This is a genomic window from Pseudomonas brassicae, from assembly GCF_010671725.1.
Classification (GTDB): domain Bacteria; phylum Pseudomonadota; class Gammaproteobacteria; order Pseudomonadales; family Pseudomonadaceae; genus Aquipseudomonas; species Aquipseudomonas brassicae.
In genome coordinates, this window is the sequence record NZ_JAAHBU010000140.1 from 1 (window position 1) to 23,240 (window position 23,240).

Annotated in this window: 16 protein-coding genes and 4 pseudogenes; 12 read left to right on the top strand and 8 right to left on the bottom strand. The window is 64.9% G+C overall.

The features are described 5' to 3' along the window. Positions 1 to 20: 20 nt before the first annotated feature. Positions 21 to 719 carry a pirin family protein gene (locus G3436_RS11250; protein WP_163944793.1) on the bottom strand — a complete coding sequence of 233 codons (699 nt, stop codon included), beginning with the start codon at positions 717 to 719 and terminating at the stop codon, positions 21 to 23. Between the two features lie 177 nt (positions 720 to 896). Between G3436_RS11250 and G3436_RS11255 the strand changes: the two are divergent. Then, a pseudogene (locus tag G3436_RS11255) lies at positions 897 to 3,430 on the top strand (UvrD-helicase domain-containing protein). On the opposite strand, the gene preA reads toward G3436_RS11255, so the two are convergent. From preA to hydA, 3 genes and pseudogenes are all read right to left on the bottom strand, one after another. After that, the gene (gene preA / locus G3436_RS11260; RefSeq protein WP_163944795.1) at positions 3,412 to 4,686 is read right to left on the bottom strand and encodes an NAD-dependent dihydropyrimidine dehydrogenase subunit PreA; all 1,275 of its coding nucleotides are present in this window, start codon (positions 4,684 to 4,686) and stop codon (positions 3,412 to 3,414) included. The pseudogene G3436_RS11255 and the gene preA overlap by 19 nt on opposite strands. Beyond that, a pseudogene (locus G3436_RS11265) lies at positions 4,687 to 6,053 on the bottom strand (NAD(P)-dependent oxidoreductase). A 139-nt stretch (positions 6,054 to 6,192) separates the two neighbouring features. After that, positions 6,193 to 7,632: pseudogene (gene hydA, locus G3436_RS11270) on the bottom strand (dihydropyrimidinase). A gap of 345 nt (positions 7,633 to 7,977) precedes the next feature. Between hydA and G3436_RS11275 the strand changes: the two are divergent. Beyond that, positions 7,978 to 9,465: an NCS1 family nucleobase:cation symporter-1 gene (locus tag G3436_RS11275; RefSeq protein WP_163944798.1), complete on the top strand. Its 1,488-nt coding sequence runs from the start codon at positions 7,978 to 7,980 to the stop codon at positions 9,463 to 9,465. A gap of 39 nt (positions 9,466 to 9,504) precedes the next feature. After that, on the top strand, positions 9,505 to 10,782 hold the full coding sequence (locus G3436_RS11280) for a Zn-dependent hydrolase (RefSeq protein ID WP_420801199.1): 1,278 nt from the start codon (positions 9,505 to 9,507) through the stop codon (positions 10,780 to 10,782). Between the two features lie 48 nt (positions 10,783 to 10,830). Here the strand turns inward: G3436_RS11280 and G3436_RS11285 are convergent, their stop codons facing one another. Next, a complete protein-coding gene (locus G3436_RS11285) occupies positions 10,831 to 11,055 on the bottom strand; it encodes a hypothetical protein (protein WP_163944800.1) in 225 nt (74 codons plus the stop codon). 62 nt (positions 11,056 to 11,117) lie between these two features. Between G3436_RS11285 and G3436_RS11290 the strand changes: the two genes are divergently transcribed. Beyond that, a complete protein-coding gene (locus G3436_RS11290; RefSeq protein WP_163944803.1) occupies positions 11,118 to 11,825 on the top strand; it encodes a YebC/PmpR family DNA-binding transcriptional regulator in 708 nt (235 codons plus the stop codon). 46 nt (positions 11,826 to 11,871) lie between these two features. Here G3436_RS11290 and G3436_RS11295 read toward each other — a convergent pair whose 3' ends face one another. After that, the gene (locus G3436_RS11295) at positions 11,872 to 13,155 is read right to left on the bottom strand and encodes a leucine-rich repeat-containing protein kinase family protein (RefSeq protein ID WP_163944806.1); all 1,284 of its coding nucleotides are present in this window, start codon (positions 13,153 to 13,155) and stop codon (positions 11,872 to 11,874) included. Positions 13,156 to 13,284: 129 nt separating this feature from the next. Between G3436_RS11295 and G3436_RS11300 the strand changes: the two genes are divergently transcribed. Next, positions 13,285 to 15,174, top strand: coding sequence for a propionyl-CoA synthetase (locus G3436_RS11300; RefSeq protein ID WP_163944809.1), 1,890 nt, complete (start codon positions 13,285 to 13,287; stop codon positions 15,172 to 15,174). 4 nt (positions 15,175 to 15,178) lie between these two features. Here G3436_RS11300 and zapE read toward each other — a convergent pair whose 3' ends face one another. Next, positions 15,179 to 16,297, bottom strand: coding sequence for a cell division protein ZapE (gene zapE, locus G3436_RS11305; protein ID WP_420801200.1), 1,119 nt, complete (start codon positions 16,295 to 16,297; stop codon positions 15,179 to 15,181). Positions 16,298 to 16,510: 213 nt separating this feature from the next. Here zapE and G3436_RS11310 point away from each other — a divergent pair, with 213 nt between their 5' ends. The 7 genes and pseudogenes from G3436_RS11310 (at position 16,511) to G3436_RS11340 (ending at position 22,868) form a co-directional block, all read left to right on the top strand. Then, on the top strand, positions 16,511 to 17,038 hold the full coding sequence (locus tag G3436_RS11310; protein ID WP_476644172.1) for a Csu type fimbrial protein: 528 nt from the start codon (positions 16,511 to 16,513) through the stop codon (positions 17,036 to 17,038). A 28-nt stretch (positions 17,039 to 17,066) separates the two neighbouring features. Continuing rightward, complete coding sequence (locus tag G3436_RS11315; protein ID WP_163944812.1) at positions 17,067 to 17,600, top strand: Csu type fimbrial protein; 534 nt, start codon at positions 17,067 to 17,069, stop codon at positions 17,598 to 17,600. Positions 17,601 to 17,617: 17 nt separating this feature from the next. Then, positions 17,618 to 18,151, top strand: a complete 534-nt coding sequence (locus tag G3436_RS11320; protein ID WP_163944814.1) for a Csu type fimbrial protein — start codon at positions 17,618 to 17,620, stop codon at positions 18,149 to 18,151. Between the two features lie 3 nt (positions 18,152 to 18,154). After that, positions 18,155 to 18,655: a Csu type fimbrial protein gene (locus tag G3436_RS11325; protein ID WP_163944817.1), complete on the top strand. Its 501-nt coding sequence runs from the start codon at positions 18,155 to 18,157 to the stop codon at positions 18,653 to 18,655. 45 nt (positions 18,656 to 18,700) lie between these two features. Then, positions 18,701 to 19,490 (top strand): annotated as a pseudogene (locus tag G3436_RS11330) (fimbrial biogenesis chaperone). 112 nt (positions 19,491 to 19,602) lie between these two features. Beyond that, positions 19,603 to 21,891, top strand: a complete 2,289-nt coding sequence (locus G3436_RS11335; RefSeq protein WP_243667108.1) for a fimbria/pilus outer membrane usher protein — start codon at positions 19,603 to 19,605, stop codon at positions 21,889 to 21,891. Beyond that, a complete protein-coding gene (locus tag G3436_RS11340; RefSeq protein ID WP_163944819.1) occupies positions 21,888 to 22,868 on the top strand; it encodes a spore coat protein U domain-containing protein in 981 nt (326 codons plus the stop codon). The genes G3436_RS11335 and G3436_RS11340 overlap by 4 nt, the downstream gene beginning before the upstream one ends. Here the strand turns inward: G3436_RS11340 and G3436_RS11345 are convergent. Beyond that, on the bottom strand, positions 22,832 to 23,240 hold a 409-nt coding region (locus tag G3436_RS11345), incomplete at its 5' end, for an MFS transporter (RefSeq protein ID WP_163944822.1). The two genes, G3436_RS11340 and G3436_RS11345, sit on opposite strands and share 37 nt — an antisense overlap.

Consider the following 23,240-nt stretch of genomic DNA (forward strand, 5'->3'; position numbering starts at 1 on the left):
GCCAGCGAAGGGGCCAGTAGTTACGCCACATCCACCAGCACAATCTCGCTGTCTTCCAGTGCCGTCACCCTGAGCACCTGCTCGTCTTCCACCGCCACCCCATCCCGGGCCTCGGCGCGCAAGCCATTCACCTCGATCACGCCCTTGGCCGGCACCAGGTACGCCCGGCGCCCCGCGTCAATACGGTACTCGGCGGTTTCGCCGGACTTCAGTGTTGCCGCCACCAACCGGGCATCGGCACGGATGCTCAAGCTGCCTTCATCGCCTTCACGGCCGCTGGCCAGGGTCACGAAGCCTTCGCCACGCTCACCTTTGGGGAACGGCCGCACACCCCACGACGGCGCCTGGCCCACGCTCTGCGGCATCACCCAGATCTGGAAAATGCGCGTGTCCACGTCCTCCAGGTTGTACTCGCTGTGCGTGATGCCGCTGCCGGCACTCATCACCTGCACGTCCCCGGCCTCGGTACGGCCTTTGTTGCCCAGGCTGTCCTGGTGGGTAATCGCCCCTTCACGCACATAGGTGATGATCTCCATGTCGCGGTGCGGATGCGGCGGGAAGCCGCTGCCGGCGGCGATCAGGTCATCGTTCCAGACGCGCAGGGTGCCCCAGTTCATGCGCTGTGGGTCGTAGTACTCGGCGAACGAGAAGTGATGATGGGCATCCAGCCAGCCGTGGTTGGCGTGACCCAGGGTGTTGAAAGGTCGCAGTTGCAGCATGATCGTCTCCTCGGTAATCAGGTTTATGGGGCCTATGATCCATCGAGCCAGTATCGATAAAAAGCGTAAATATCGGCTCAAAACAATCTACTTTTTGGATGTTAAGCCTGCGGTAGTTTCCCCGCTTCATCGCCTAATCCACTGATCTGCAAGCATTCGGCTGGCGATTTGGCGGCGATGGAGCGAACATGGCCGCTGATTGAAATCCTTACCGGAGTCGGTGTGTCTCAAGAGCGTCCCAAGCTTCCCTCGGATCTAACCCCGCCAGCGCAACTGCCCTGGGTCAAACGCCTGGCTGCGCGCCTGCTTGGCCGTGGCCTCAGCCGTTTGCAGGCGCAGCACCGTGACTCCTGGTTCCAGGGGCATGCCAACGGCCAGCGCACCGGGCATGCCGATGGCCTGCGCGAAGGCTACGAGGAGGGACGCGTGGACGGCTACGAGGCCGCCGCCAGGTGCTGGTGATCCGCGACATGCGCCCCGACGCGCATGCCGTGCCCGGCGTGGACGACGCGCTGTTCGACGACTGGCGCCTGCCGCTGAGCGCCGAGCTTAAGAAACGCTTCAAGGCCGATGTGGCCCAGCGCCTGCCGGCCCATGCCCAGCCCAGCGCGGCGCAATGGAAGATGATCTTCAGCGATACCCCGTCGACCTGCGTGATCGCCGGCGCCGGTGCCGGCAAGTCGACCTCGCTGGTGCTGCGCATCCTGTTGCTGCGCCACTACCTGGGCTTCGAGCTGGAGGCGATGACCGTGGTCACCTTCACCCGCGAATCGCGCAAGGACTTCATTGCGCGGCTGGTGCAGGTGTTCGCCCTGTGGCAACTGAACCTGAGCCCGCTGCAGGCGCGCGAGCTGGTGCGCACCTTCCACTCGCGCATCCTGCCGCTGGTGCGCAGCCTGCCGGGGTTCAGCCAGGTGCGTGCGTTCGAGACCCTGGGCAACGAGCAGCCGGGTGGCAGCGAGGCCGGCATCGACAGCAACCCGTTCGACCTGCGCATCAACGACGCCCAGCGCCTGCAACTGAACCTGTGCTATCGCGACCTGCTGGGCAGCAGCCCGCGCTTTGCCGAGCTGATCGCCGGGCTGCGCCGTGAAGCCCTGCAGCTCAAGGCGCTGGACCGCGACCACCCCGATGTACAAAAGCGCGTGGCGGTGACCCAGTTGTCATCCGGCCGTGACGAAGAGCTGTGCGATGTGATCGAAGACTTGTGGTTCCAGGCAGGCGCCTGGCCCATCAAGGGTATCGAGCCCAGCCGCGAAACCGTCGAAATCAACGGCAGCCGTTTCCACTTCCATGGCCATATCGCCGAGCTCGATGCCTGGGTAGTACTGGGCTTCGACCCCAAGGAAAACCAGCAGTACAAGCGCCCCGGCGCCAAGTTGCCGGTGTGGGCCGAATGGGTAATCAAGCGCACGCTGTTCCAGGCGTTTTGCGACAAGCCGGTAATCTGGCTGGAAAACTACGCGGCGGCCAAGCGCCTGACCGCTTCCCTGGCCGGCGATGCAGTGGCCGGGCCGGGCTTCGACTACAAGGTGAAAGGCGAGTTGGGGGCCGCGCCGCTGCTGGACGCCTTTGTCGGCGCGGCGGGTTTCATCGAGAACCTGGGCCTGGACGTCAGCGTGGCGGTGGGCGGCATGAGCTTCGCCCAGGGCGATAGCGACGCGCAGTTCTTCGAAGCCTTGAGCCTTTACTGGAAGGCGCTGCACGCCCACCTGCTGGCGCAGTCACCGCCGGTGATGAGCTACAACTGCATGTTCGCCCTGTTCGGCGAGAACAATCCGGAAAACCTGCGCCTGTTGCCCGACCCGGTGCTGCGCCCGCTGGCACACCTGATGATCGACGAGTTCCAGGACGTGTCGCCGCAGATCGTGTCGTGGCTGCGCGCCTGCCTGCGCGAGATTCGCCGGCGTGGCCCGGCGATGCACGTGGGGCAGGTGGCGCAGCATTGCTCGCTGCTGTGCGTGGGCGATGACTGGCAGTCGATCTATGGCTGGCGCGGCAGTTCGCCCAAGTACTTCATGGAGTTCGCCAAGCAGTTCGTCGCCCCCAGCAGCACCCGCGTGATGCTGGCCGACAACTACCGCAGCCACCAGCACATCATCGATGCTGCCGAACACATCGTCAGGTCTGCCCCGGCGATTACCGGCAAGAAGGCCCGCGCCTGTGGCCCGGCAGCCGAACAACCGGTACCGGTGATGGTCATGGAGCGCGACGAAGCCACGTTGGCCCAGCAGTTGATGGACCACTACCGCGATGGCGAAACGGTGATGCTGCTGTACCGCAAGAGCGTCGACAAGTCAGTGATTGCCGAGCACCTGCAGCCGTTGCTCAACCACGAAGCCAGTCTGCCAGCCGCCCAGCGGCGTTTCCGTCAGCTGACCTATCACAGTGCCAAGGGCTTGCAGGCCGATGCGGTATTCATGCTCGGCGATTGCCAGCACCTGACTCGCTCACCCTACAAGAACCAGGTGTACCGCCAGGCCGGGCTGGGCCGCGTCGGTGACCCCGAAGCCTACGACAACGCGCAGAAAGACGAGATCCTGCGCCTGGCCTATGTGGCGATCACGCGTGCGGTCAAGCACTGCTACTGGCATGTGGAGACCCCGACCGGGGAGGCGGCGAACCTGCCCCGGGCGTCTGTTCAGGTGGACGCGAAGAAGGCGTTCTTCGAGGACCTGCGCGTAGCGCAGCCTCAGGACGCCTCGCGGTAGGGGTTGCGCGGGTCGTGCAGCCAGTCCAGGAACGGCTTGCCGGTGTCCTGGGGGACCATCTCGATGCAGTCTTGCACCGGGCAGGTGATCTGGCACAGGTTGCACCCCACGCACTCGGCGTCGATCACCTCGTACAGATGGCCGCCGCCTGGTTTGTCGAGGCTGGCGATGGCCTGGTGCGAGGTGTCTTCGCAGGCGATGTGGCAGCGCCCGCAACCGATGCACGCCTGCTGGTCGATCCTGGCGATCACCTGGTAGTTGATGTCCAGGTACTTCCAGTCGGTGGTGTGGCCCACCGCGCGGCCGCTGAAGTCCTGCAGGGTGCGGTAGCCCTGGCTGTCCATCCAGCGCGAGAGGCCGTCCTTCATTTCATCGACGATGCGAAACCCGTGCAGCATGGCGGCGGTGCACACCTGTACCGCGCCACACCCCAGTGCGATGAATTCGGCGGCATCGCGCCAGCTGCCGATGCCGCCGATGCCGCTGATGGGCAGGCCGCGGGTGGCTGGGTCGCGGGCGATCTCGGCGACCATGTTCAGCGCGATCGGCTTGACCGCCGAACCGCAGTAGCCCCCATGGGTACTGGCTTCGCCGACGATGGGCAGGGCGATCATGCGCTCCAGGTCCACGCTGGTGATCGAGTTGATGGTGTTGATCAGCGACACCGCGTCGGCGCCACCCCGATGCGCAGCCCGGGCTGACTGGCGGATATCGGTGATATTGGGCGTGAGCTTGACGATCACCGGCAGCGAGCAGTAGGTCTTGCACCAGCGCGTGACCTGCTCGACGTATTCCGGCACCTGGCCGACCGCCGCGCCCATGCCGCGCTCGGGCATGCCGTGGGGGCAACCGAAGTTCAGCTCGATGCCATCGGCACCGGTGGCCTCGACCAGCGGCAGGATGGCCTTCCAGGATTCTTCGACGCAGGGCACCATCAGCGACACGATCAGGGCACGGTCGGGCCAGGCCTTCTTCACCTGGGTGATTTCCCGCAGGTTGATCTCCAGCGAGCGGTCGGTAATCAGCTCGATGTTGTTGATCCCCAGCACTTCGCGGTTGGGCCCGTAGTGCGCCGAATAGCGTGATGACACGTTGACCGCGGCGGGGTCTTCGCCCAGGGTTTTCCAGACCACGCCACCCCAGCCGGCCTCGAACGCGCGGACCACGTTATAGGCTTTGTCGGTGGGCGGGGCGGAGGCCAGCCAGAACGGGTTGGGCGCCTTGATGCCAGCGAATTCGATCGACAGGTCTGCCATTTATGCGGCCTCCACAGTCAGGGTCAGTTGGGCATGGATCGCCTCGGCGGCGCGCTTGCCATGCTGCACGGCCTGTACGGTGAGGTCCTGGCCCAGATGCGTACAGTCGCCGCCGGCGTACACGCCCGGCAGGCTGGTGCGCAGATTGTCGTCCACGCGGATGCGCTCGCCGTCGCGCTCCAGCTGTGCGGCCTGCGGGTCACTCAGGGCCTGGTCGTCGAAAGCCTGGCCGATGGCCTTGAAGATGGCATCGGCGGCCAGCTCGAAGGTCTGCCCGGTGGTCTGCAGGCGGCCGTCCTTGAGCTGGGTGCGGGCAAAGCGCATGCCGCGCACCCGGCCCTGGTCGTCGAGCAGCACCTGTTCGGGCTGGGCCCAGGTCAGCAGGCGCACCTGGTTGGCCTTGGCAATGTCCTGTTCGTGCACGGTGGCGCCCATGTCCTCCAGCCCGCGGCGGTACACCAGGTTGACGTCGTGTGCGCCGAGACGGGCCATCTGTACCGCCATGTCGATGGCCGTGTTGCCGGCGCCCAGTACGATGCAGCGATCGGCCAGGGGCAGGCTCGTCAGGTCGTCGGCCTGGCGCAGTTCGCGGATGTACTCGGTGGCGCTGAGCATTCCGGGAGCACCCTCGTCGGCATGCCCAACTGACGGCTGGCGTTGAGGCCAAGCCCCAGGAACACCGCGTCGAACTGCTGCTGCAGCTCGCCCAGGCTGAGGTTGTCGCCCAACGCCTGGCCGTGGCGGATCTCGATGCCGCCGATCTGCAGCACGAAGTCCAGCTCCTGCTGGGCGAAGTCATCCACCAGCTTGTACTTGGCGATGCCGTACTCGTTGAGGCCGCCAGCCTTTTCGCGGGCTTCGAAGATCACCACGTCATGCCCATGCCAGGCCAGCCGGTGCGCACACGCAAGCCCGGCAGGGCCGGCGCCGACCACGGCAATGCGCTTGCCGGTACTGGCGGCGCGCTGGAAGGGGTGTTCGGTGAACGCGGCGTGGTCGACCGCGTAGCGTTGCAGCAGGCCGATCAGTACCGGGGCGCATTCCTGGGCGCTGTTGCGCACGCAGGCCTGCTGACAGAGGATCTCGGTGGGGCATACCCGGGCGCAGCTGCCGCCGAGGATATTGGCCGAGAGGATCTTGACTGCCGCGCCCTGCACGTTGTCCTGCTGCAGGTTGCGGATGAACGAGGGGATATCGATATCGCTGGGGCAGGCGTTGACGCACGGGGCGTCGTAGCAGTATAGGCAGCGTGCGCTTTCGGCGGCGGCCTGGCGTGCGGTGAGGGGGGGGGCCAGGTCAGTGAAGTGCGTGGCCAGGGTGGCGTTGTCTTCATGCGGATGCGGGAGGTGGGTCAAGGCGTTGATCACGGTAGTGGCCTCTTTGTCTTTCTAGTTAGATGGGCGCGGGTGCGCCCTTCGCTGGCAAGCCAGCTCCCACAGGGACCGAGCGTGTCTCGGGATGTGCACATACCTTGTGGGAGCTGGCTTGCCAGCGCAGCTCTTGATGTCAGCGCTTGACTGCAGACGGCCTGCACTGCTCGGCGCGCTTGCTCAGCAAGTCGAACACCGCCGGGTACGCCGGCCGTTCGACATAGCGCCCGGCACCGCGCTCGGCGCGCAAGTCGCCATCGGCCCACACCAGCTTGCCCTGGCTGATGGTATGGCTGGGCACCCCACGCACCGTCTTGCCTTCAAAGATGTTGAAGTCGACGTTCTGGTGGTGGGTCCTGGCTGAGATCGTGCGGGTGCCCTCGGGGTCCCACAGCACCAGGTCGGCATCGGCGCCAACCCGCAGCGCCCCCCTTGCGCGGGTAGAGGTTGAAGATCTTGGCGGTGTTGGTGGAGGTGAGGGCGACGAAGTCCTGCATCGACAGGCGGCCGGTGTTGACTCCTTCGTCCCACAGCACCGCCATGCGGTCCTCGATGCCCGCCGTCCCATTGGGTATACGGCTGAAGTCATCGCGCCCCGGCGGCTTTCTGCTCGGCGCAGAAGCAGCAGTGGTCGGTGGCGGTGGTGTGCAGGTTGCCGGACTGCAACCCCTGCCACAGCGCCTCCTGGTGTCCGCGCGGGCGAAACGGCGGGCTCATCACGTAACCGGCAGCGGTCTGCCAGTCGGGATGGCGGTACACGCTGTCGTCCAGCAGCAGGTGCCCGGCCAGCACCTCGCCGTACACCGGTTGGCCTTGGCCCGGGCGTAGGTGATCTCGTCCAGCGCTTCACGGGTCGACACGTGCACCAGGTACAGCGGCGTGCCCAGGGTTTCGGCAATGCGGATGGCGCGGCTGGCGGCTTCGCCTTCCACCTGCGAGGGGCGCGACAGCGGGTGCGCCTCGGGCCCGGTGATGCCCTGGGCCAGCAGCTTGCGCTGCAGGTGGTAGACCAGCTCGCCGTTCTCGGCGTGCACGGTGGGCACTGCGCCCAACTCCAGGCAGCGTTCGAAGCTGGCCACCAGGGTATCGTCGCGGCCATGATCGCGTTCTTGTAGGCCATGAAGTGCTTGAAGCTGTTGACCCCGTGCTGGCTGACCAGCTCGGCCATCTCTTCACGCACCTGCTCGCTCCACCAGGTGATGGCCACGTGGAAGCCATAGTCGGCCGCCGATTTCTCGGCCCAGCCACGCCACTGATGGAAGGCTTCAAGCAGCGATTGCTGGGGGTTGGGGATCACGAAGTCGATGATCGAGGTGGTGCCGCCGGCCAGGCCCGCAGCCGTACCGGTATAAAAGTCCTCGCTGGCCACCGTGCCCATGAAGGGCAACTGCATGTGGGTGTGCGGGTCGATGCCACCGGGCATCAGGTATTGCCCGCTGCCATCGAGCACCGTGCAACCGGCCGGCACCTCCAGATTGTCGCCAATCGCCCGGATCAGGCCGTCGGCGCAATACACATCGGCTTTGTAGCTTTCATCATGGGTAATCAGGGTGGCGCCACGAATCAAAAGCGTCATCACGAAGCTCCTCGCAGGCTTGACCGGTTTGTACCGGCTCTAGATTTTTGTAGTGACCGGCATCGGAGTAATCCTGGCAGTGCCGTCAAGATTTGAATCTAGTTGGCGATTCGGGATTGGGCAAGATTATTTTTTATAAGCTTATATCCGTCATAACTATCTGTATTTGAACGGTTTTAATTGATTTGCGCTGTGTGTGTGGCTTTTCTCAAGTCTTGCCGTGCTTGACAGGAAGCGTAAATGGTCAAGATTTCTCAGATCACCTGACCGTGATTGCCTTACTGCAGATGCAAGACGCCCGCGCCTCCCAGACGAGGTGCACATAACCAGAAAAGTGGAGCGGCCATGCACCAGACCCGATCGCAAGTAAGCGAGCGTGACGGCTTGTTCGAGCTCGACGCCGGCAGCGACGTCCTCAACAGCCCTCGCTACAACCACGACATCGCGCCGACCAAGGTCGGGCAACGCACCTGGAACAAATGGCACATCACCGCACTGTGGGTCGGCATGTCGATCTGCGTGCCCACCTACACCCTGGGCGGGGTGCTCACGGCCTATTTCGGCCTGACGGTGGGCGAGGCGTTGCTGGCGATCCTGCTGGCCAACACCATCGTGCTGATCCCGCTGACCCTCAATGCCTTCCCCGGCACCAAATATGGCATCCCGTTCCCGGTGCTGCTGCGCTCGTCGTTCGGCATCATTGGCTCCAACGTGCCGTGCCTGATCCGTGCGCTGGTGGCGTGTGGCTGGTTTGGCATCCAGACGATGTTCGGCGGCCTGGCCATTCACCTGTTTCTGGGCTCGATCTGGCCCGACTGGAAAGCCCTGGGCGGCATCGGCGAGGTCATCGGATTCATGCTGTTCTGGTGCCTGAACCTGTGGGTGGTGCTGCGCGGTGCCGAGTCGATCAAGTGGCTGGAAACGCTGTCGGCGCCGCTGCTGGTGCTGGTGGGCGCGGGGCTGCTGGTGTGGGCCTTGCCCAACGTGTCGATCAGCGAGCTGATGGCGCAACCGCCCAAGCGCCCCGAAGGCGCCAGCGTCACGGGCTACTTCTTTGCCGGGTTGACCGCCATGGTGGGCTTCTGGGCGACCTTGTCGCTGAACATCCCGGATTTCAGCCGCTATGCAAAAAGCCAGAAGGACCAGATTCTGGGGCAGATCTTCGGCCTGCCGCTGACCATGTTCCTGTTTGCCGCGCTGGGTGTGGTGCTGACTGCGGCGTCGGCCTCGCTGGTGGGGCAGACGGTGTCTGACCCGGTCAGCCTGATCGGGCATATCCAGAGCCCGATGTGGGTGGCGCTGGCCATGGCGCTGATCATCATCGCCACGTTGTCGACCAATACGGCGGCCAACATCGTCTCGCCCACCAACGACTTCCAGAACCTGGCGCCCAAATGGATCGGGCGCACCACTGCGGTGCTGCTCACCGGCCTGGTCGGCTTGCTGCTGATGGGCCATGAGCTGCTCAAGAAGCTGGGCCTGATCGTCTCTGAGGTGAGCCTGGAGTCGGTGTACTCCAACTGGCTGCTGGGCTATTCGAGCCTGCTCGGGCCGATTGCCGGGATCATGGTGGTGGACTACTTCCTGTTGCGCAAGCAGACCCTCGACCTCGCCGGGCTGTACCGCGACGACGTGTACCCGGCCTGGAACCTGGCCGGTTTCATTGCCTTCGGTGTGCCGGTGCTGCTGACCCTGATGTCACTGCACAGCCCGGCCTTCAGCTGGTTCTACGACTTTGGCTGGTTCACCGGCTCTGTGCTGGGCGGGGTGATCTATTACGCCCTGGGCAGCCTGAAGGGCGCCCGTGCCACCCGCCTCAAACCAACCGTGTAAACCCACGGCCCGCAGAGGCCGGCCATGCAGGAGATGCTCATGCAAACCCAGGACGTTCTGCAAAGTACCCAGGTACATATCAATGGCGAGCGCCTCTGGCAGTCGCTGATGGAACTGGCACAGCTCGGTGCCACGCCCAAGGGCGGCGTGTGCCGGCTGGCCCTGACCGATCTCGACCGCCAGGCCCGCGACCTGTTCGTGACCTGGGCCGAGCAGGCCGGTTGTACCGTGAGCGTGGATGGCGTGGGCAATATCTTCGCCCGTCGCCCTGGTCGCAACCCCGCGTTGGCGCCTGTGATGACCGGCAGCCATATCGATACCCAGCCCACCGGCGGCAAGTTCGATGGCTGTTTCGGTGTGCTTGCCGGGCTTGAAGTATTACGTACTATCAATGACTTGCAGATAGAAACTGAGGCTCCACTTGAGGTTGTAGTGTGGACCAATGAGGAGGGCTCGCGGTTTGCGCCGTGCATGATGGGCTCGGGGGTTTTTGCCGAAAAATTCACCCTTGAAGAAACCCTGGCCAAGGTCGACGCCCAGGGTGTGAGCGTGCGCGAGGCGCTGGATGCGATCGGCTACGCCGGTGCGCGCGCGGTCAGCGGGCACCCGGTGGGGGCGTACTTCGAGGCGCATATCGAACAGGGCCCGATCCTTGAAGACCAGCGCAAGACCATTGGCGTGGTGTTGGGCGCGCTGGGGCAGAAATGGTTCGACCTGACCTTGCGCGGGGTCGAGGCGCATGCCGGGCCGACCCCCATGCACCTGCGCAAGGATGCGCTGGTAGGGGCCAGCGCCGTGGTGGCGGCGGTCAACCGGGTCGCGCTGGAGCACCAGCCCCATGCGTGCGGCACGGTCGGTTGCCTGCAGGCGTACCCGGGGTCGCGCAACGTGATACCGGGCGAAGTGCGCATGACCCTGGACTTCCGTCACCTGGAGCCGGCACGGCTGGATTCGATGATTGCGCAGGTCAAGCAGGTGATTGTGGCGACCACGCAACAGCATGGGCTGACCTACACCCTGACGCCCACGGCCGACTTTGCGCCACTGTACTTCGACAACGGCTGTGTAGAGGCCGTGCGTGGCGCGGCACAGGGGCTGGGGTTGTCGCACATGGACATCGTCAGTGGCGCAGGGCACGACGCGATCTTTCTCGCCGAACTGGGCCCGGCCGGGATGATTTTTGTGCCGTGCGAAGGGGGCATCAGCCATAACGAGATCGAGAATGCCGATCCCAAGGACCTGGCGGCGGGGTGCGCAGTGTTGCTGCGGGCCATGTTGACAGCGGCGCAGGCGGTGGCGAAGAGGGAGGCGGCATAGGTGATAGATAAGATTAAATTTAATGCTTAACCCATTGATATTTAATGGTTAAATTTCAAAACTTAATGTTGTTTCTAGCGTGTATCTGCGGGTGTCTTCGCGGGCAAGGTCGAGTGGTGGCACCAGCACCTCGTTGATGCCACTGCGGTCTGCCGCCGAACCACCTGGGCTGATAACGCCGATCTGACAGGCCATGGTACGTTGGCAGCCTTGGGGCTCGGCTGCAGAAACACGCGTGCCGCGTTTTTTTGTCGATTGCTTGCCGCAGGCCATATAAACTGCACGCCACTTTGCTGGTCGCTACCTGAACCGGCAGCTGAAACAAGAGAGTCGAGATGGGCGCACAGTGGAAAGCCAAGCATAGAGAAGCAGCAGCCAACGCCAAGGGCAAGATCTTCGGCAGGCTGGCCAAGGAAATCCAGATCGCTGCGCGCAACGGTGCCGACCCGAGCACCAACGCGCGCCTGCGTCTGGTGGTCGAGCAGGCCAAGAAGGCCTCGATGACCCGTGAAACCCTGGAACGCGCGATCAAGAAAGGCGCCGGCCTGCTGGGCGATCAGGTCCAGTACCACGCCGTAACCTACGAAGGTTTTGCCCCGCACCAGGTGCCGCTGATCGTCGAGTGCCTGACCGACAACGTCAACCGTACCGTGGCACAGATTCGCGTGTTGTTCCGCAAGGGCCAACTGGGCGCATCCGGTTCGGTAGCCTGGGACTTCAACCACGTGGGCATGATCGAGGCCTCGCCGGCCAGCGCCGACGCCGACCCGGAGATGGCCGCGATCGAAGCGGGTGCCCAGGACTTCGATGACGGCGAAGAAGAGGGCTCGACCCTGTTCATCACCGACACCACCGACCTGGACGCCGTGCAGAAGGCCCTGCCGGAATTCGGCTTCACGGTGGATTCGGCCAAGATCGGCTACATCCCGAAAAACCCGGTCAGCGGGCTGACCGAGGAGCAACTGGCCGAGGTCGAAGAGTTCCTCAACGCCATCGACGACAACGATGACGTACAGAACGTGTACGTCGGGTTGGCGGGCTGATCCCAGCGCCCTGGGGCCTGCAATGGCCCCTTTGCTGCGCTGGCGATTACCCGGCCAGCGCCTGTTCGATCTGTGCAAAGTCCGGTCGTTCCAGTACCTGCGGCTGGACACAACGCGCCTGCAACGCTTCCCACGCTGGCGGCCGCTGCTCGCAGCGCGCCAGCAATTCCCCCAGCAGCACCCCGAACGCCCGCACCTCGATACGCTGCAATGCCGCCGCGGTCTGGCTGCCATCCTGCGGGTAGAACGACGCCGCACCGAAATCCCCGAGCAGTCCGTTGCCCTGTTCGTCGCACAGGATGTTGTGCGCGTACAGGTCGCCATGGGCCAGCCCGCGTGCGTGCAGGTGCGCGGCCACCGAGGCGATCGCGGCCAGCAGGCGAAGCATCTGGGCGCTGTCCAGTCGCTGCGCCGCCGGGTAGCAGTCGCGGGTACAGGACGCCAGGCTCGGCGGCGCGGCCAGGTTGAACCAGTGCGGGTCGACCAACGCCATCACCAGCCCCGGCAGGTGCTGCGGGTGGTTGTCGATACGGGCCAGCAGTTCGACCAGGTGAGGGTGCTTGCCCGCCGCGATGCATGCGCTCATTTCATTGAGCGGTGAGCCATCGCTGGTCATCTGGCCCTTGTACAGCTTGACGGCAACATCCTGCGCGGCCACCTGTGCGCGGTGGATGATGCCCGACGCACCCTGGCCCAGCACTTCACCCAGCACCACGGCTGGCCAGTCGATACGCGCACATGCGCCGGGCGCCCCTGGCGTACGGTAGCCGGCAGGCAGGGGGTTGCCGGCATAGGCCAGCCACGCCAGGTTTGGCATTGCCAGCAACCACGCCGGCAGCTCGCGCAACTGGTTGGCCGAGATGCGCAACAGTTCCAGCCGCTCGCAGCGGGCCAGGCTGGCGGGCAGGGTGCGCAACTGGTTGCCGGCCAGCATCAGCTTCTGCAGATGGCTGCAGTCGCCCAGGGCATCGGGCAACGCCTGCAGGCAGTTGTCGGTCAGTACCAGGGCGCGCAAGCGTGGGCCGAGTGCTTCGCCCGGCAGGTGGGCGATACGATTGCTCTTGAACCCCAGCATTTGCAGTTGCGTGCATTGGCCAACGCTGGCGGGCACCTCGGTGAAACGGTTGTTCGAACAGAACAGGATCTTCAGCCGATGCAGCCGGCCCATGTCTGCCGGCAGGCACTGCAGCGCGTTGTCGCTGAGGTTGAGCACTTCGAGGCTGTCGGCCAGGTCGAAGATTTCAGGCGGAAAATGTTCAAGCCCGCAGCTCAGGTCGAGGCGCGCTGTTCCAGCCAGGCGGCCGGCTTTGAGATCGTCAAGGGTGTGCATGAAGGCGGCGCATGGGCAAGAAGGACGGCCGGCATGATACCCGACTTAAGTCCCATGGCAGCCTGGCGATTGGCGTCCATACTCGATATTCGCCCTTTTAATAACAACAAAGTTCAGGGTTCCCCACTGATGACTTATCAGCACAGCTACGCGCGTTCCATCGACGATCCCGCCGCTTTCTGGGCCGAACAGGCTGACCACCTGGCCTGGTACCGCAAGCCGGTAAACACCCTCACGCAGAATGCCGACGGCACCCACCAGTGGTTTGCTGACGGGCGCCTGAACAGTTGCTACCTGGCCCTCGACCATCAGATCGAGCAAGGCCGGGGTGCGCAGACTGCATTGATCTACGATTCGCCGGTGACCGGCACCGAGCAGCGCTTCACGTATGTGCAACTGCGCGACGAGGTCGCGCGCCTGGCCGGGTTGCTCCGCCAGTTGGGGGTGCAGCAGGGCGACGGGGTGATCATCTACATGCCGATGGTGCCCCAGGCGGCCATGGCGATGCTCGCGTGTGCGCGCATCGGCGCAGTGCATTCGGTAGTGTTTGGTGGCTTTGCCGCCAACGAGCTGGCCCTGCGCATCGACGACGCCCGGCCCACGCTGCTGCTCACCGCGTCGTGCGGGCTGGAGTTCGAGCGGGTCATTGCCTACAAGCCGTTGGTGGACAAGGCCCTGCAGCTGGCTACCCATCAGCCGCGCAAGGTGTTGGTGCTGCAACGCCCGCAGGCCTGTGCCGAGCTGCTCGAAGGGCGTGATCTGGACTGGCAGGCCGCGCTGGCCACCGCCACTGCAGTGGCCCCGGTGGAGGTGGCGGCGGGCGACCCGCTGTACATCATGTACACCTCCGGCACCACCGGCAAACCCAAGGGCATCGTGCGTGAAAACGGTGGCAATGCCGTGGCGCTGAGCTTTGCCATGAAGCACATCTATGGCATGCAGCCGGGCGATGTGTGGTGGGGCATTTCCGATGTGGGTTGGGTGGTCGGGCATTCGCTGATCGTCTACGGGCCCTTGATGAATGGCTGCACCACGGTGTTCTACGAGGGCAAGCCGATTCGTACCCCAGACGCCGGGGCCTATTGGCGGGTGGTCGAGCAGTACCGGGTGAATGCGCTGTTCTGCGCCCCCACCGCCATGCGCGCGATTCGCAAGGAAGACCCCGAAGGCCAGCTGTTGCGCCGCCACGACCTGAGCTCGCTGCGCCAGCTGTTCCTGGCCGGCGAGAAGCTCGACTCCAGCACCCATCAGTGGCTGCAAGCAGCCAGTGGCAAGCCGGTGCATGACCATTGGTGGCAGACCGAGACCGGCTGGCCGGTAACCGCCCCGTGTGTAGGCCTGGAGGGCAGTGGCGTGCGCCATGGCTCCAGCAACCGCGCGGTGCCGGGCTATCACGTGCAGGTGGTGGATGACGAAGGGCATCTGCTGGGCCCTGGCGAGCAGGGTGCCATCGTGATCGCGCTGCCGCTGCCGCCAGGTTGCAGCCAGACGCTGTGGGGCGACCACGCGCGTTACCTGCAGGCCTACCTGCACAGTCATCCGGGTTACTACCACACCGGTGATGGCGGCTACCTGGACGAAGACGGCTTTGTCTACATCATGGGGCGCACCGATGATGTGATCAACGTCTCCGGCCACCGTCTGTCCACCGGTGAAATGGAAGACCTGGTGGCCAGCCATCCGGCGGTCGCCGAATGCGCAGTGGTCGGTGTGCACGACGAAATCAAGGGCCAGGTGCCATTGGCGCTGGTGGTGCTCAAGGACGGTATGCAGCTCACCGAGCAGCACCTGCAGGCCGAGCTGGTCGCCAGCGTGCGTGAGCAGATTGGCGCGTTGGCATGCTTCAACCAGGTGAGGGTGGTCAAGCGCCTGCCCAAGACGCGCTCGGGCAAGATCCTGCGCGCGGTACTGCGCAAGATCGCCGACCACCAGCCCTACACGCCGCCCTCGACCCTGGATGACCCGGCCGTGCTGGCGGAAATCGAAAGCGTGCTGGCGAACCTGGCACGCGCCGGCTGAAGGTTCAGCCCGTGCTGCCGGCAGGGCCCAGCGTGTTGAGCTGGCCCAGGCGGCTGCGGGTGCGCGCCAGGTCGACGGCGCTGCCACCCAGGCTTTCCCGCAGTGGCTGCTGGCCGATCAGCACCAGGTGCTTGTCCTGGTCGTACAGCACGTCCACCAGGTTGATGAAGCGCTGCTGGGCCGCGATCGAGCACGCGGAAAGGTCGGGCAACTGCTCGATGATCCAGTGGTCGAAGCGGCGCGCCAGCTCCAGGTAATCCATCACCGCCGTGGGTTGTTCGCACAGGGCGTCGAAGCTGAAGCTGACAGTACGTGCCTGGCTGAACAGGGCGTGCAGGTGCCGTTGGCCGACCTCCAGCCGCACCGCTTGAGTGCCCTGTGGCAGGTTGACGGCCTGGCGCTGCAGCGTGCTCCCGGGCCACAGGTAGTGGCCCTGGGTGAAGCGTTGATGGCTGCCGGCGGTGCAATGGCTGCGGTAGTCCTGATCTCCGCCGACCTCCATCACTTGCATGTGTGCCTTGATCAAACGGATCACCGGCTCGAAACGCTCATGGTAAAGCGAGTTGGGCAGCAGCCCCTCTGGCGCATAGTTGGAGGTCAGCAGCACGACTATCCTGCGTTCGAACAACGCCTTGAACAGCCCGCTGATCAGCATGGCGTCGCCGATGTCGTGCACGTGAAACTCGTCGAAGCACAGCACCTGGCAACCCTGCAGCAGTTCATCGAGGGTGGCCCCCAGCGCGTCGTCCTGATGGCGATGGGTGAACATGCCCTGGTGCAGCTGGGCGAAGAAGTCATGGAAGTGCAGGCGGCGCTTGTGGGTGTGCTCAAGCGACTGGAAGAAGCCGTCCAGCAACCAGCTTTTACCCCGTCCTACAGCGCCGTGCAGGTACAGGCTGCGTGCGTTGCCGGTATCCAGCCGCGCCGCCTGGTCGGCCATGCAGGCGATCACCCGCTGCTGGCCGTGGCTGAGGGTGTAGCCCTGCTGGGCCGCCTTTCGTCGGAAGTATTCGGTTACCTGGCCCACGCGCCGCGCATCACCTTGCGCGCAGGGGCGTGCAGCCAGGCGCTGGCGCAAGGCGCGCAGGCGGGAGCGGATCCAGGAGGGCGGCAAGGCGGTCAATCAGGGGCTCCTGAGGGGCGGGCGGGGTGCTCCGGCACACCGGGCGCGGCTAATGTACCGAATAGGGAGTTTCCCTGCCAGCACTGCGGGGTGTGTCACAAATGCGTAGGGCACTTCTTGTACCAGGTCTATACATTTCTGATCTGGCTGGCAGGTTCTTCTTCGACTGCTACCCTCTGCTTCAGATGAATCCTGTATTGCAAGGATGATGACGTGAAGGGATGCTCCTGGGCAGCGCTGGGTGGGCTGGTTATCGTAGGCAATGCCGCCGCCGCCGATTTCATGGTCGAGGTACGGGTTGATGTGCAGCGCGGTTGTCAGCTGGTGCATCAAGTCCGCGATGCCGGCGCACAGGCCCAGGGTGTCCTCGACTTTGGCCAGACCGCTCGGCTGAGCGACCCCGCCGGGCCACTTGGCAGTGTGCTGCTCAATCAGCGCCCGCCACGCCTGGAATGCAACCCCGATACGCTTTACCAGGTGCAGGTCGATGGCGGCCAGCACGGCGGTATCGGCGAGGTGCGCTACCTGGCCAGCAACCAACCGAATTCGCGGCCCATTCCCTACCGTCTGTACCAGGACCCGGCATGGCGCACCCCGCTGGCGGTGAACACTGCCCAGCATGCACGCGTGCCCGACTCGGGCACGGTCGAATTGCCGCTGTACGCGCGTATCGACGGCCTGGCCGAGGTGCCACGTGTCGGTCATTACTCGGATCTGCTCAAGGTGACCGTGACCTGGTGAGCCTGTGCACGCTAAAGGAACTGGCAGCATGAAATCATCACGCATTCTGTTGATCAGCCTGGGGCCATTGCTTGTCTGCCCCAGCGTCAATGCCGCGGTCAGCGGGCATATTCAGGCCCGCTTGGTGATCAGCGCGGCGTGCCAGATCAGCAATAGCCCGGCCGGCGCGTCGGTGGGCGGTGGCCTGGGCCTGCTCGATTTTGGCAGCCAGGGGCCGACCTGGACGCGTCCGATCAGCGCCAATCTGGATGAAAGCGCGGGCAATGGCAGCCTTCAGGTCAGTTGCAACCCTTCGGTACGCGCCTTCACCGTGAGCATCAACGGCGGCAGCAACAATGCCGGCGGTGTGCGCCGCCTGAGCAATGGTAGCGAGCTGATTCCGTATCAGTTGGCGGCCGACTCCAACGGCAGCGCGCGCTACGAGATCGGCCAGCAACGCAATTTCTCGATCAGCAGTGCTGCACAAATCCCCATCCCGATCTATGGCGCCGTGGTGGCACAGCCCAAAGCGCTGTCGGCCGGCATCTACCGCGACACCCTGATGGTGACCCTGGACTGGTAACAAACAAGGAGTGACTCATGCACCCTCACGTTTCCCGCATCCTCTTTGCCGGCCTTGGCCTGGCACTCGCGACGCAGGCCCAGGCGGCCACCGTCACCGGCACCATCACATCGACCCTGACCCTGACTGCGGCCTGTCAGGTCAACGGTTCGACGTCCACCACCGCAGTCAACTTCGGTACGCTGGACTTCGGTTCGCAGATTGCCCTGTTCAGCGAGGCCAGCAGCCAAGTGATCGGTGTGGGCGGTGGCGGTGCAATCAGTGTGCTGTGCTCGCCGGGCGCTGCGCCGGTACTCAAGGTGGGTGCCGGTGCGCATGATGCCGCCACCAGCGGTGGCACCCGGGCCATGGCCTTCAACACCAACTACGTGCCCTACGATTTCTACACCGACGCCGCGCACAACACCCTGCTGCCGATCAATGGCACGGTAGCCCTGGCGACCAGTACCGGCACCGCGCAGATCGTGACCTTGTATGGCCGCGCTGTGGGCAAGCCGGCGTTGCCACCCGGTGTCTACACGGACACGGTGTCGGTCGAACTGAGTTTTTGAGCCATGCGCCGGCTGTGCACCGGGCTGGTGCTGCTCGGCTGCGCACTGCCGTGGTCGCTGGATGCCGCGTTGCAGAGCACCTTTCAGGTCAGCGCCACGATCGCCGCCGGGTGTCTGGTGGTGGGCGGGGTCAGTAGCTACGGCAACCTGAACTTTGGCACGTACTCGGCGTTGGCGACTGGCGCCGCCACCACCCCGTTGGGAGGCACCACGGTGACATTGCAGTGTACGCCGGGGGTGGCGTTGAGCATGAGCATTGATGGCGGGCTCAACAACAGTTCGGGTACCCGCAATCTCAAGCGCAGCAGTGGCACTTCGCTGGTGCCCTATCAGTTGTTCCGTGATGCGGGGCTGTCCCAGGTGCTGGGTATCGGCCAGAGCGTGACGGTGAGTTACAGCGACCCGACGGCGATCAAGTTGCCGGTGTATGCGCGGGCACAATTGCCCGGCACGTTGCCGGCCGGTAGCTACACCGATGTGGTGCAAGTGGTGTTGTCCTGGTGAGGAGGGTTGCCAGGGTTGTATCAAAAAAGCCTAAGGAGACGGTGCATGGGGTGGTACGCGCGTGGTTCGCGAGGAATGGGCATTGTCGCAGCGGTTGGCGCATTGCTGGTTGCAGGCACGGCACAGGCGGCAACGTCGGTGTTGATCTGGCCGATCGATCCGGTGCTGGAAGCCGATCAGAAGGCCGGTGCGTTATGGCTGGAGAACCGCGGTGACACACCCGCCAGCCTGCAGGTCAGGGTGTTTGCCTGGCGCCAGGGCGAGTTCGACGACCAGTTCCAGGCGCAGCGCGAGATCATCGGCAGCCCGCCGGTGGCCACGCTGGCGGCAGGGCAGAAGCAACTTATCCGCCTGACCCGTACCGCGCAGTCACCGGCCGGCCAGGAACAGGCCTATCGCATCATCATCGATGAGATCCCCCCCGGCCTTGCCGGCCACCGACGCCAACACACCGCCCCAGGCCGCGATTCGCTTCCAGATGCGCTATTCGGTGCCGCTGTTCGTGTACGGCCAGGGTTTGTGGGGCAAGCCGGACGCCGACGGCAAGCGTGATGCCGCCGGCGTGGGCAAGCCGCGGCTGAGTTGGCGGCAGGTGTCGGTGCAGGGCAAACCTTATGTCGAGATCCGCAATGTGGGACCTGTGCATGCACGCCTGACCGATGTGGTGATGCAGCAGGGCAGCCAGAGCCGGCCGGTCGTCGAAGGCCTGCTGGGCTACGTGTTGCCGGGCGCGACCATGCGCTGGCCGGCGCCCACCTCGGCGTCCACGGCCACGGTGCTCAAGGGCCGGGTCAATGGCGTGGAGCCGGCCCAAACCATCAACCAGGGCCACTGAGTCCGACGCATGAAGGTGAAGTAGGGGTCAGGGAGGACCCGAATATGGTGGGACAGGGTGAGTGAGCAGTTCTCTGGCCAGTGCGCGCGGTCTGGCCCTGGCGACGGTGTTGCTGGCCGTGCCGGCCGGCGCGGGCGAGTTGCCGCCACCACCGGTGAGCCTGGAGGCCATTGCCGAGGCACCGCTGTACCTGGAGTTGCTGGTGAACCAGATGAGCAGCGCTAAGGTGGTGCTGGTGCACCAGCGCGCCGGGCGCTTGTACATGGCCAGTGCCGACCTGCAGGCAATGGGGGTCGAGCTGCCCGCTCAGCCGGGCCCCGAGATCGCCCTGGACAGCATCGACGGGCTGCACGCCGACTACGACAGCCAGGGCCAGCGTCTGCTGATCGATGTGCCCCCGGCGTGGTTGCCGAACCAGCGCATCGGCGATCCGTCGCGCTCTCCCGCAAGCCAGGCCCAGAGCAGCTTCGGCGCCTTGTTCAACTACGATGCCTACCTCAGCGATACCGATGATGGCGGCACATATCTGGCGGCATGGAACGAGTTGCGGATATTCGACAGCTGGGGGACTTTTTCTACCACCGGGCAATGGCGCCAGCAGCTGGCGGGCGCTGAGTTTGCGGATAGCCAGCAGGGCTTTCGCCGCTATGACAGCACCTGGCGCTACACCGATGAAGCCCGGCTGCTGACCTTCGAGGTGGGCGACGTGGTGACCGGCGGCCTGCCCTGGACCAGCTCGGTGCGCCTGGGCGGGCTGCAACTGTCGCGCGACTTCGCGGTGCGCCCGGACCTGGTGACTTACCCCTTGCCGGCCTTTGCCGGCGAGGCGGCGGTACCCTCGTCGGTCGACCTGTTCATCAACGGCTACAAGAGTGCCAGTGCCGACCTGCAGCCGGGCCCGTACACGCTGACCAATGTGCCGTTCATCAACGGTGCCGGCGAGGCGGTGGTGGTGACCACCGACGCATTGGGCCGACAGGTCTCGAGCACATTGCCGTTCTATGTCACCAGCACGTTGCTGCAGCAGGGCCTGGTCGATTTCTCGGTGGCCGCCGGCAGCCTGCGCCGTGACTACGCCATACGCGATTTTGCCTACGGGCCGGGTGTGGCCGCGGGCACCGTACGCTACGGCCTGACCGATTACCTCACCCTCGAAAGCCACGCCGAGGGCAGCGGGTCGCTGGCACTCGGCGGGCTGGGCGGCAACGTGCAACTGGGCAATTTCGGGGTGCTCAACACGGCCTTGAGCCAGAGCCGGTTCGATGGGCGCGGCGGCCAGCAACTGAGCCTGGGGTATCAGTACAACAACCGCTGGGTGGGCTTCAATTATCAGCGCCTGGAGCGCCACGGCAATTACGCCGACCTGTCGCTGGTCGACAGCCCCTACGTGCGCCTCAGCCAGCGCAGCGAACAGGTGACCCTGAGCCTCAATCTGCAGCGCTACGGCAGTGTGGGCGCAGGCTATTTCGATGTACGCGCCGCCGACAATTCGCGCACGCGGCTGGTCAACCTGAGCTGGAGCAAGGCGCTGTGGGGCAGCAGCAGCCTGTACCTGTCGGCCAACCGCGACCTGGACGACAGCCAGTGGGCGGTGCAGGCGCAACTGGTGATTCCGTTCGACCTGCATGGCACCCTGGCCCTGAGCCTTGAGCGCACTACCGAAGGCGAGAACCTGCAGCGGGTCAACTACAGCCGTGCGGTGCCTTCCGGCGGGGGGGTGGGCTACAACCTCGGCTATGCCGGCGGCGACCGCGAGGCCTATCGCCAGGCTGATCTGACCTGGCGCCTGCAATCGGTCCAGTTGCAGGCCGGGCTGTATGGCAGCAGCGACAACCTGACACGCTGGGCCGATGCCAGTGGCTCGGTGGTGGTGATGGACGACGGGGTGTTCGCTGCCAATCGTATCGATGATGCCTTCGTGCTGGTCAGTACCGGCGGGTTTGCCGATGTGCCGGTGCGTTACGAGAACCAGCTGGTGGGGCGTACCGACAGCCGGGGGCACCTGCTGGTGCCGTACAGCAGTGGCTACTACCGGGGCAAGTACGAGATCGACCCGCTGCAGCTGCCGCCCGATGTGCGCAGCCCGAACGTCGAGCAGCGGGTGGCGGTACGCCGTGGCAGTGGCTACCTGCTGGAGTTCCCGTTGCGGCGGGTGCTGGCGGCCAGCCTGGTACTGGTCGACAGCGCGAACAAAGAGCTGGCCCTGGGCAGCCAGGTCCGGCATGAGCAGAGCGGTGCGGTGGCCGTGGTCGGCTGGGATGGGCTGGTGTACCTGGAAGACCTCGCCGAGCACAACAGCCTGGTGGTGCAGAAGGCCGAGGGCGGCAGTTGCCGCGTGCAGTTCCAGTTGCACGCCCAGCCAGACCAGGTAGCGTTTCTCGGCCCGCTGGTGTGCCAGTGAAGCGCTGCGCCGCTGGCCTGCTGGTGCTGCTGGCGGCGGGCCAGGTATCGGCGCAATGTGCGGTGGTGGCGACCACGCCGGCGACATTCGGCTCGGTCAGTTCGACGCTGGTACGCACGGACATCCAGTCGACCTCCACGGCCAATGCGGGGCTGGAATGCAGCGGCTCACTGTTGAGCCTGTTGCGCTCGAATGACTACTTCAAGGCGACGTTCAGCTCCACCACCAGCAGTACCGGGCTGGTAGGCCCCACCGGTGATGTGATCAGCTACACCCTGTACGCCAACAACAGCACCAGTTATCCGATTACCCGCGGTGTCGCGTACGACTTTGCCCGCAATGGCATCATCGATGCGCTGGGCTTGCTCGGGGGGAGTACGCCCAAGACCGTGCCCCTCTACATGAAAACCATCATTGGTGCCAACGTCGCGGCTGGCCTGTACCGCGAAACCCTCACCGTGGCCTGGGACATCGACTACTGCTACGGCATCGGCCTGGGCAACGCCTGCCTGGGGCGCCAGCAACTGGCGTTGAGCACCAGCCTGACCATCAGCCTCACCGTCACCAACGACTGCCAGATCACCACCCCCAACATCGTGTTCGGTACGGCACCGGTCGTCAGCGGCTTTGCCACCGTCAACCAGAGCATCAACCTGTCCTGCACCAAGGGCAGCAGCTACACGGTGGGGCTCAATGACGGGCTGAACGTATCGGGCGGTCGCCGCCGGATGAAGTCACCGGCCAACAACTACCTGGCCTATGACATCTACAAGAGTGGCGGCAGTGTGCGCTGGGGCTCGACCAGTGGCGCGCGCCGCGCCAGTGGCGATGCCGACGTCAACCCTGGCCAGGGGGCCGGCGGCGGGGCGGGGGTTGGCGCCCAGATATTCCATTACAACGCCAAGGTCTACACCGACCAGGCCACACCACCGGCGGCCACCTATACCGACAGCGTGGTGCTGGACGTGCTGTTCTGAACCGCGGCCCGCAAGGTGCTCCCCCAGTAGAGCAGTGCCACACCGTTGAGTGCTGCACCCAAGGCACATACCAGCAGCCAGCCGCCCCAGGCGTAGGCCACGGTCGAGGCCAGCGAGCCCAGCGCACTGCCGATCGAGTAGAACAGCATGTAGGCGGCCGTGAGCCGGCTGTGGGTCTCGGCCGGCAGCCGGTAGATCAGGCTCTGGCTGGCCACGTGCAGGGCCTGCAGGCCCAGGTCGAAGACCACCACGCCCAGCAGTAGCGCCCATAGCGACTGCTGGGTCAGTGCGATAGCGCCCCACGCAGCGATCATCAGCAGCAACGAAATGCCGCTGACCCATTGGCCCCGCCCGCGGTCGGCCAGGCCTCCG

Excerpts from the sequence above, each read along its gene's own strand:
- G3436_RS11250 (WP_163944793.1), bottom strand. The coding sequence starts at position 719 with ATGCTGCAACTGCGACCTTTCAACACCCTGGGTCACGCCAACCACGGC.
- preA (WP_163944795.1), bottom strand. The coding sequence starts at position 4,686 with ATGGCAGACCTGTCGATCGAATTCGCTGGCATCAAGGCGCCCAACCCG.
- G3436_RS11275 (WP_163944798.1), top strand. The coding sequence starts at position 7,978 with ATGCACCAGACCCGATCGCAAGTAAGCGAGCGTGACGGCTTGTTCGAG.
- G3436_RS11280 (WP_420801199.1), top strand. The coding sequence starts at position 9,505 with ATGCAAACCCAGGACGTTCTGCAAAGTACCCAGGTACATATCAATGGC.
- G3436_RS11285 (WP_163944800.1), bottom strand. The coding sequence starts at position 11,055 with ATGGCCTGCGGCAAGCAATCGACAAAAAAACGCGGCACGCGTGTTTCT.
- G3436_RS11290 (WP_163944803.1), top strand. The coding sequence starts at position 11,118 with ATGGGCGCACAGTGGAAAGCCAAGCATAGAGAAGCAGCAGCCAACGCC.
- G3436_RS11295 (WP_163944806.1), bottom strand. The coding sequence starts at position 13,155 with ATGCACACCCTTGACGATCTCAAAGCCGGCCGCCTGGCTGGAACAGCG.
- G3436_RS11300 (WP_163944809.1), top strand. The coding sequence starts at position 13,285 with ATGACTTATCAGCACAGCTACGCGCGTTCCATCGACGATCCCGCCGCT.
- G3436_RS11315 (WP_163944812.1), top strand. The coding sequence starts at position 17,067 with ATGAAATCATCACGCATTCTGTTGATCAGCCTGGGGCCATTGCTTGTC.
- G3436_RS11320 (WP_163944814.1), top strand. The coding sequence starts at position 17,618 with ATGCACCCTCACGTTTCCCGCATCCTCTTTGCCGGCCTTGGCCTGGCA.
- G3436_RS11325 (WP_163944817.1), top strand. The coding sequence starts at position 18,155 with ATGCGCCGGCTGTGCACCGGGCTGGTGCTGCTCGGCTGCGCACTGCCG.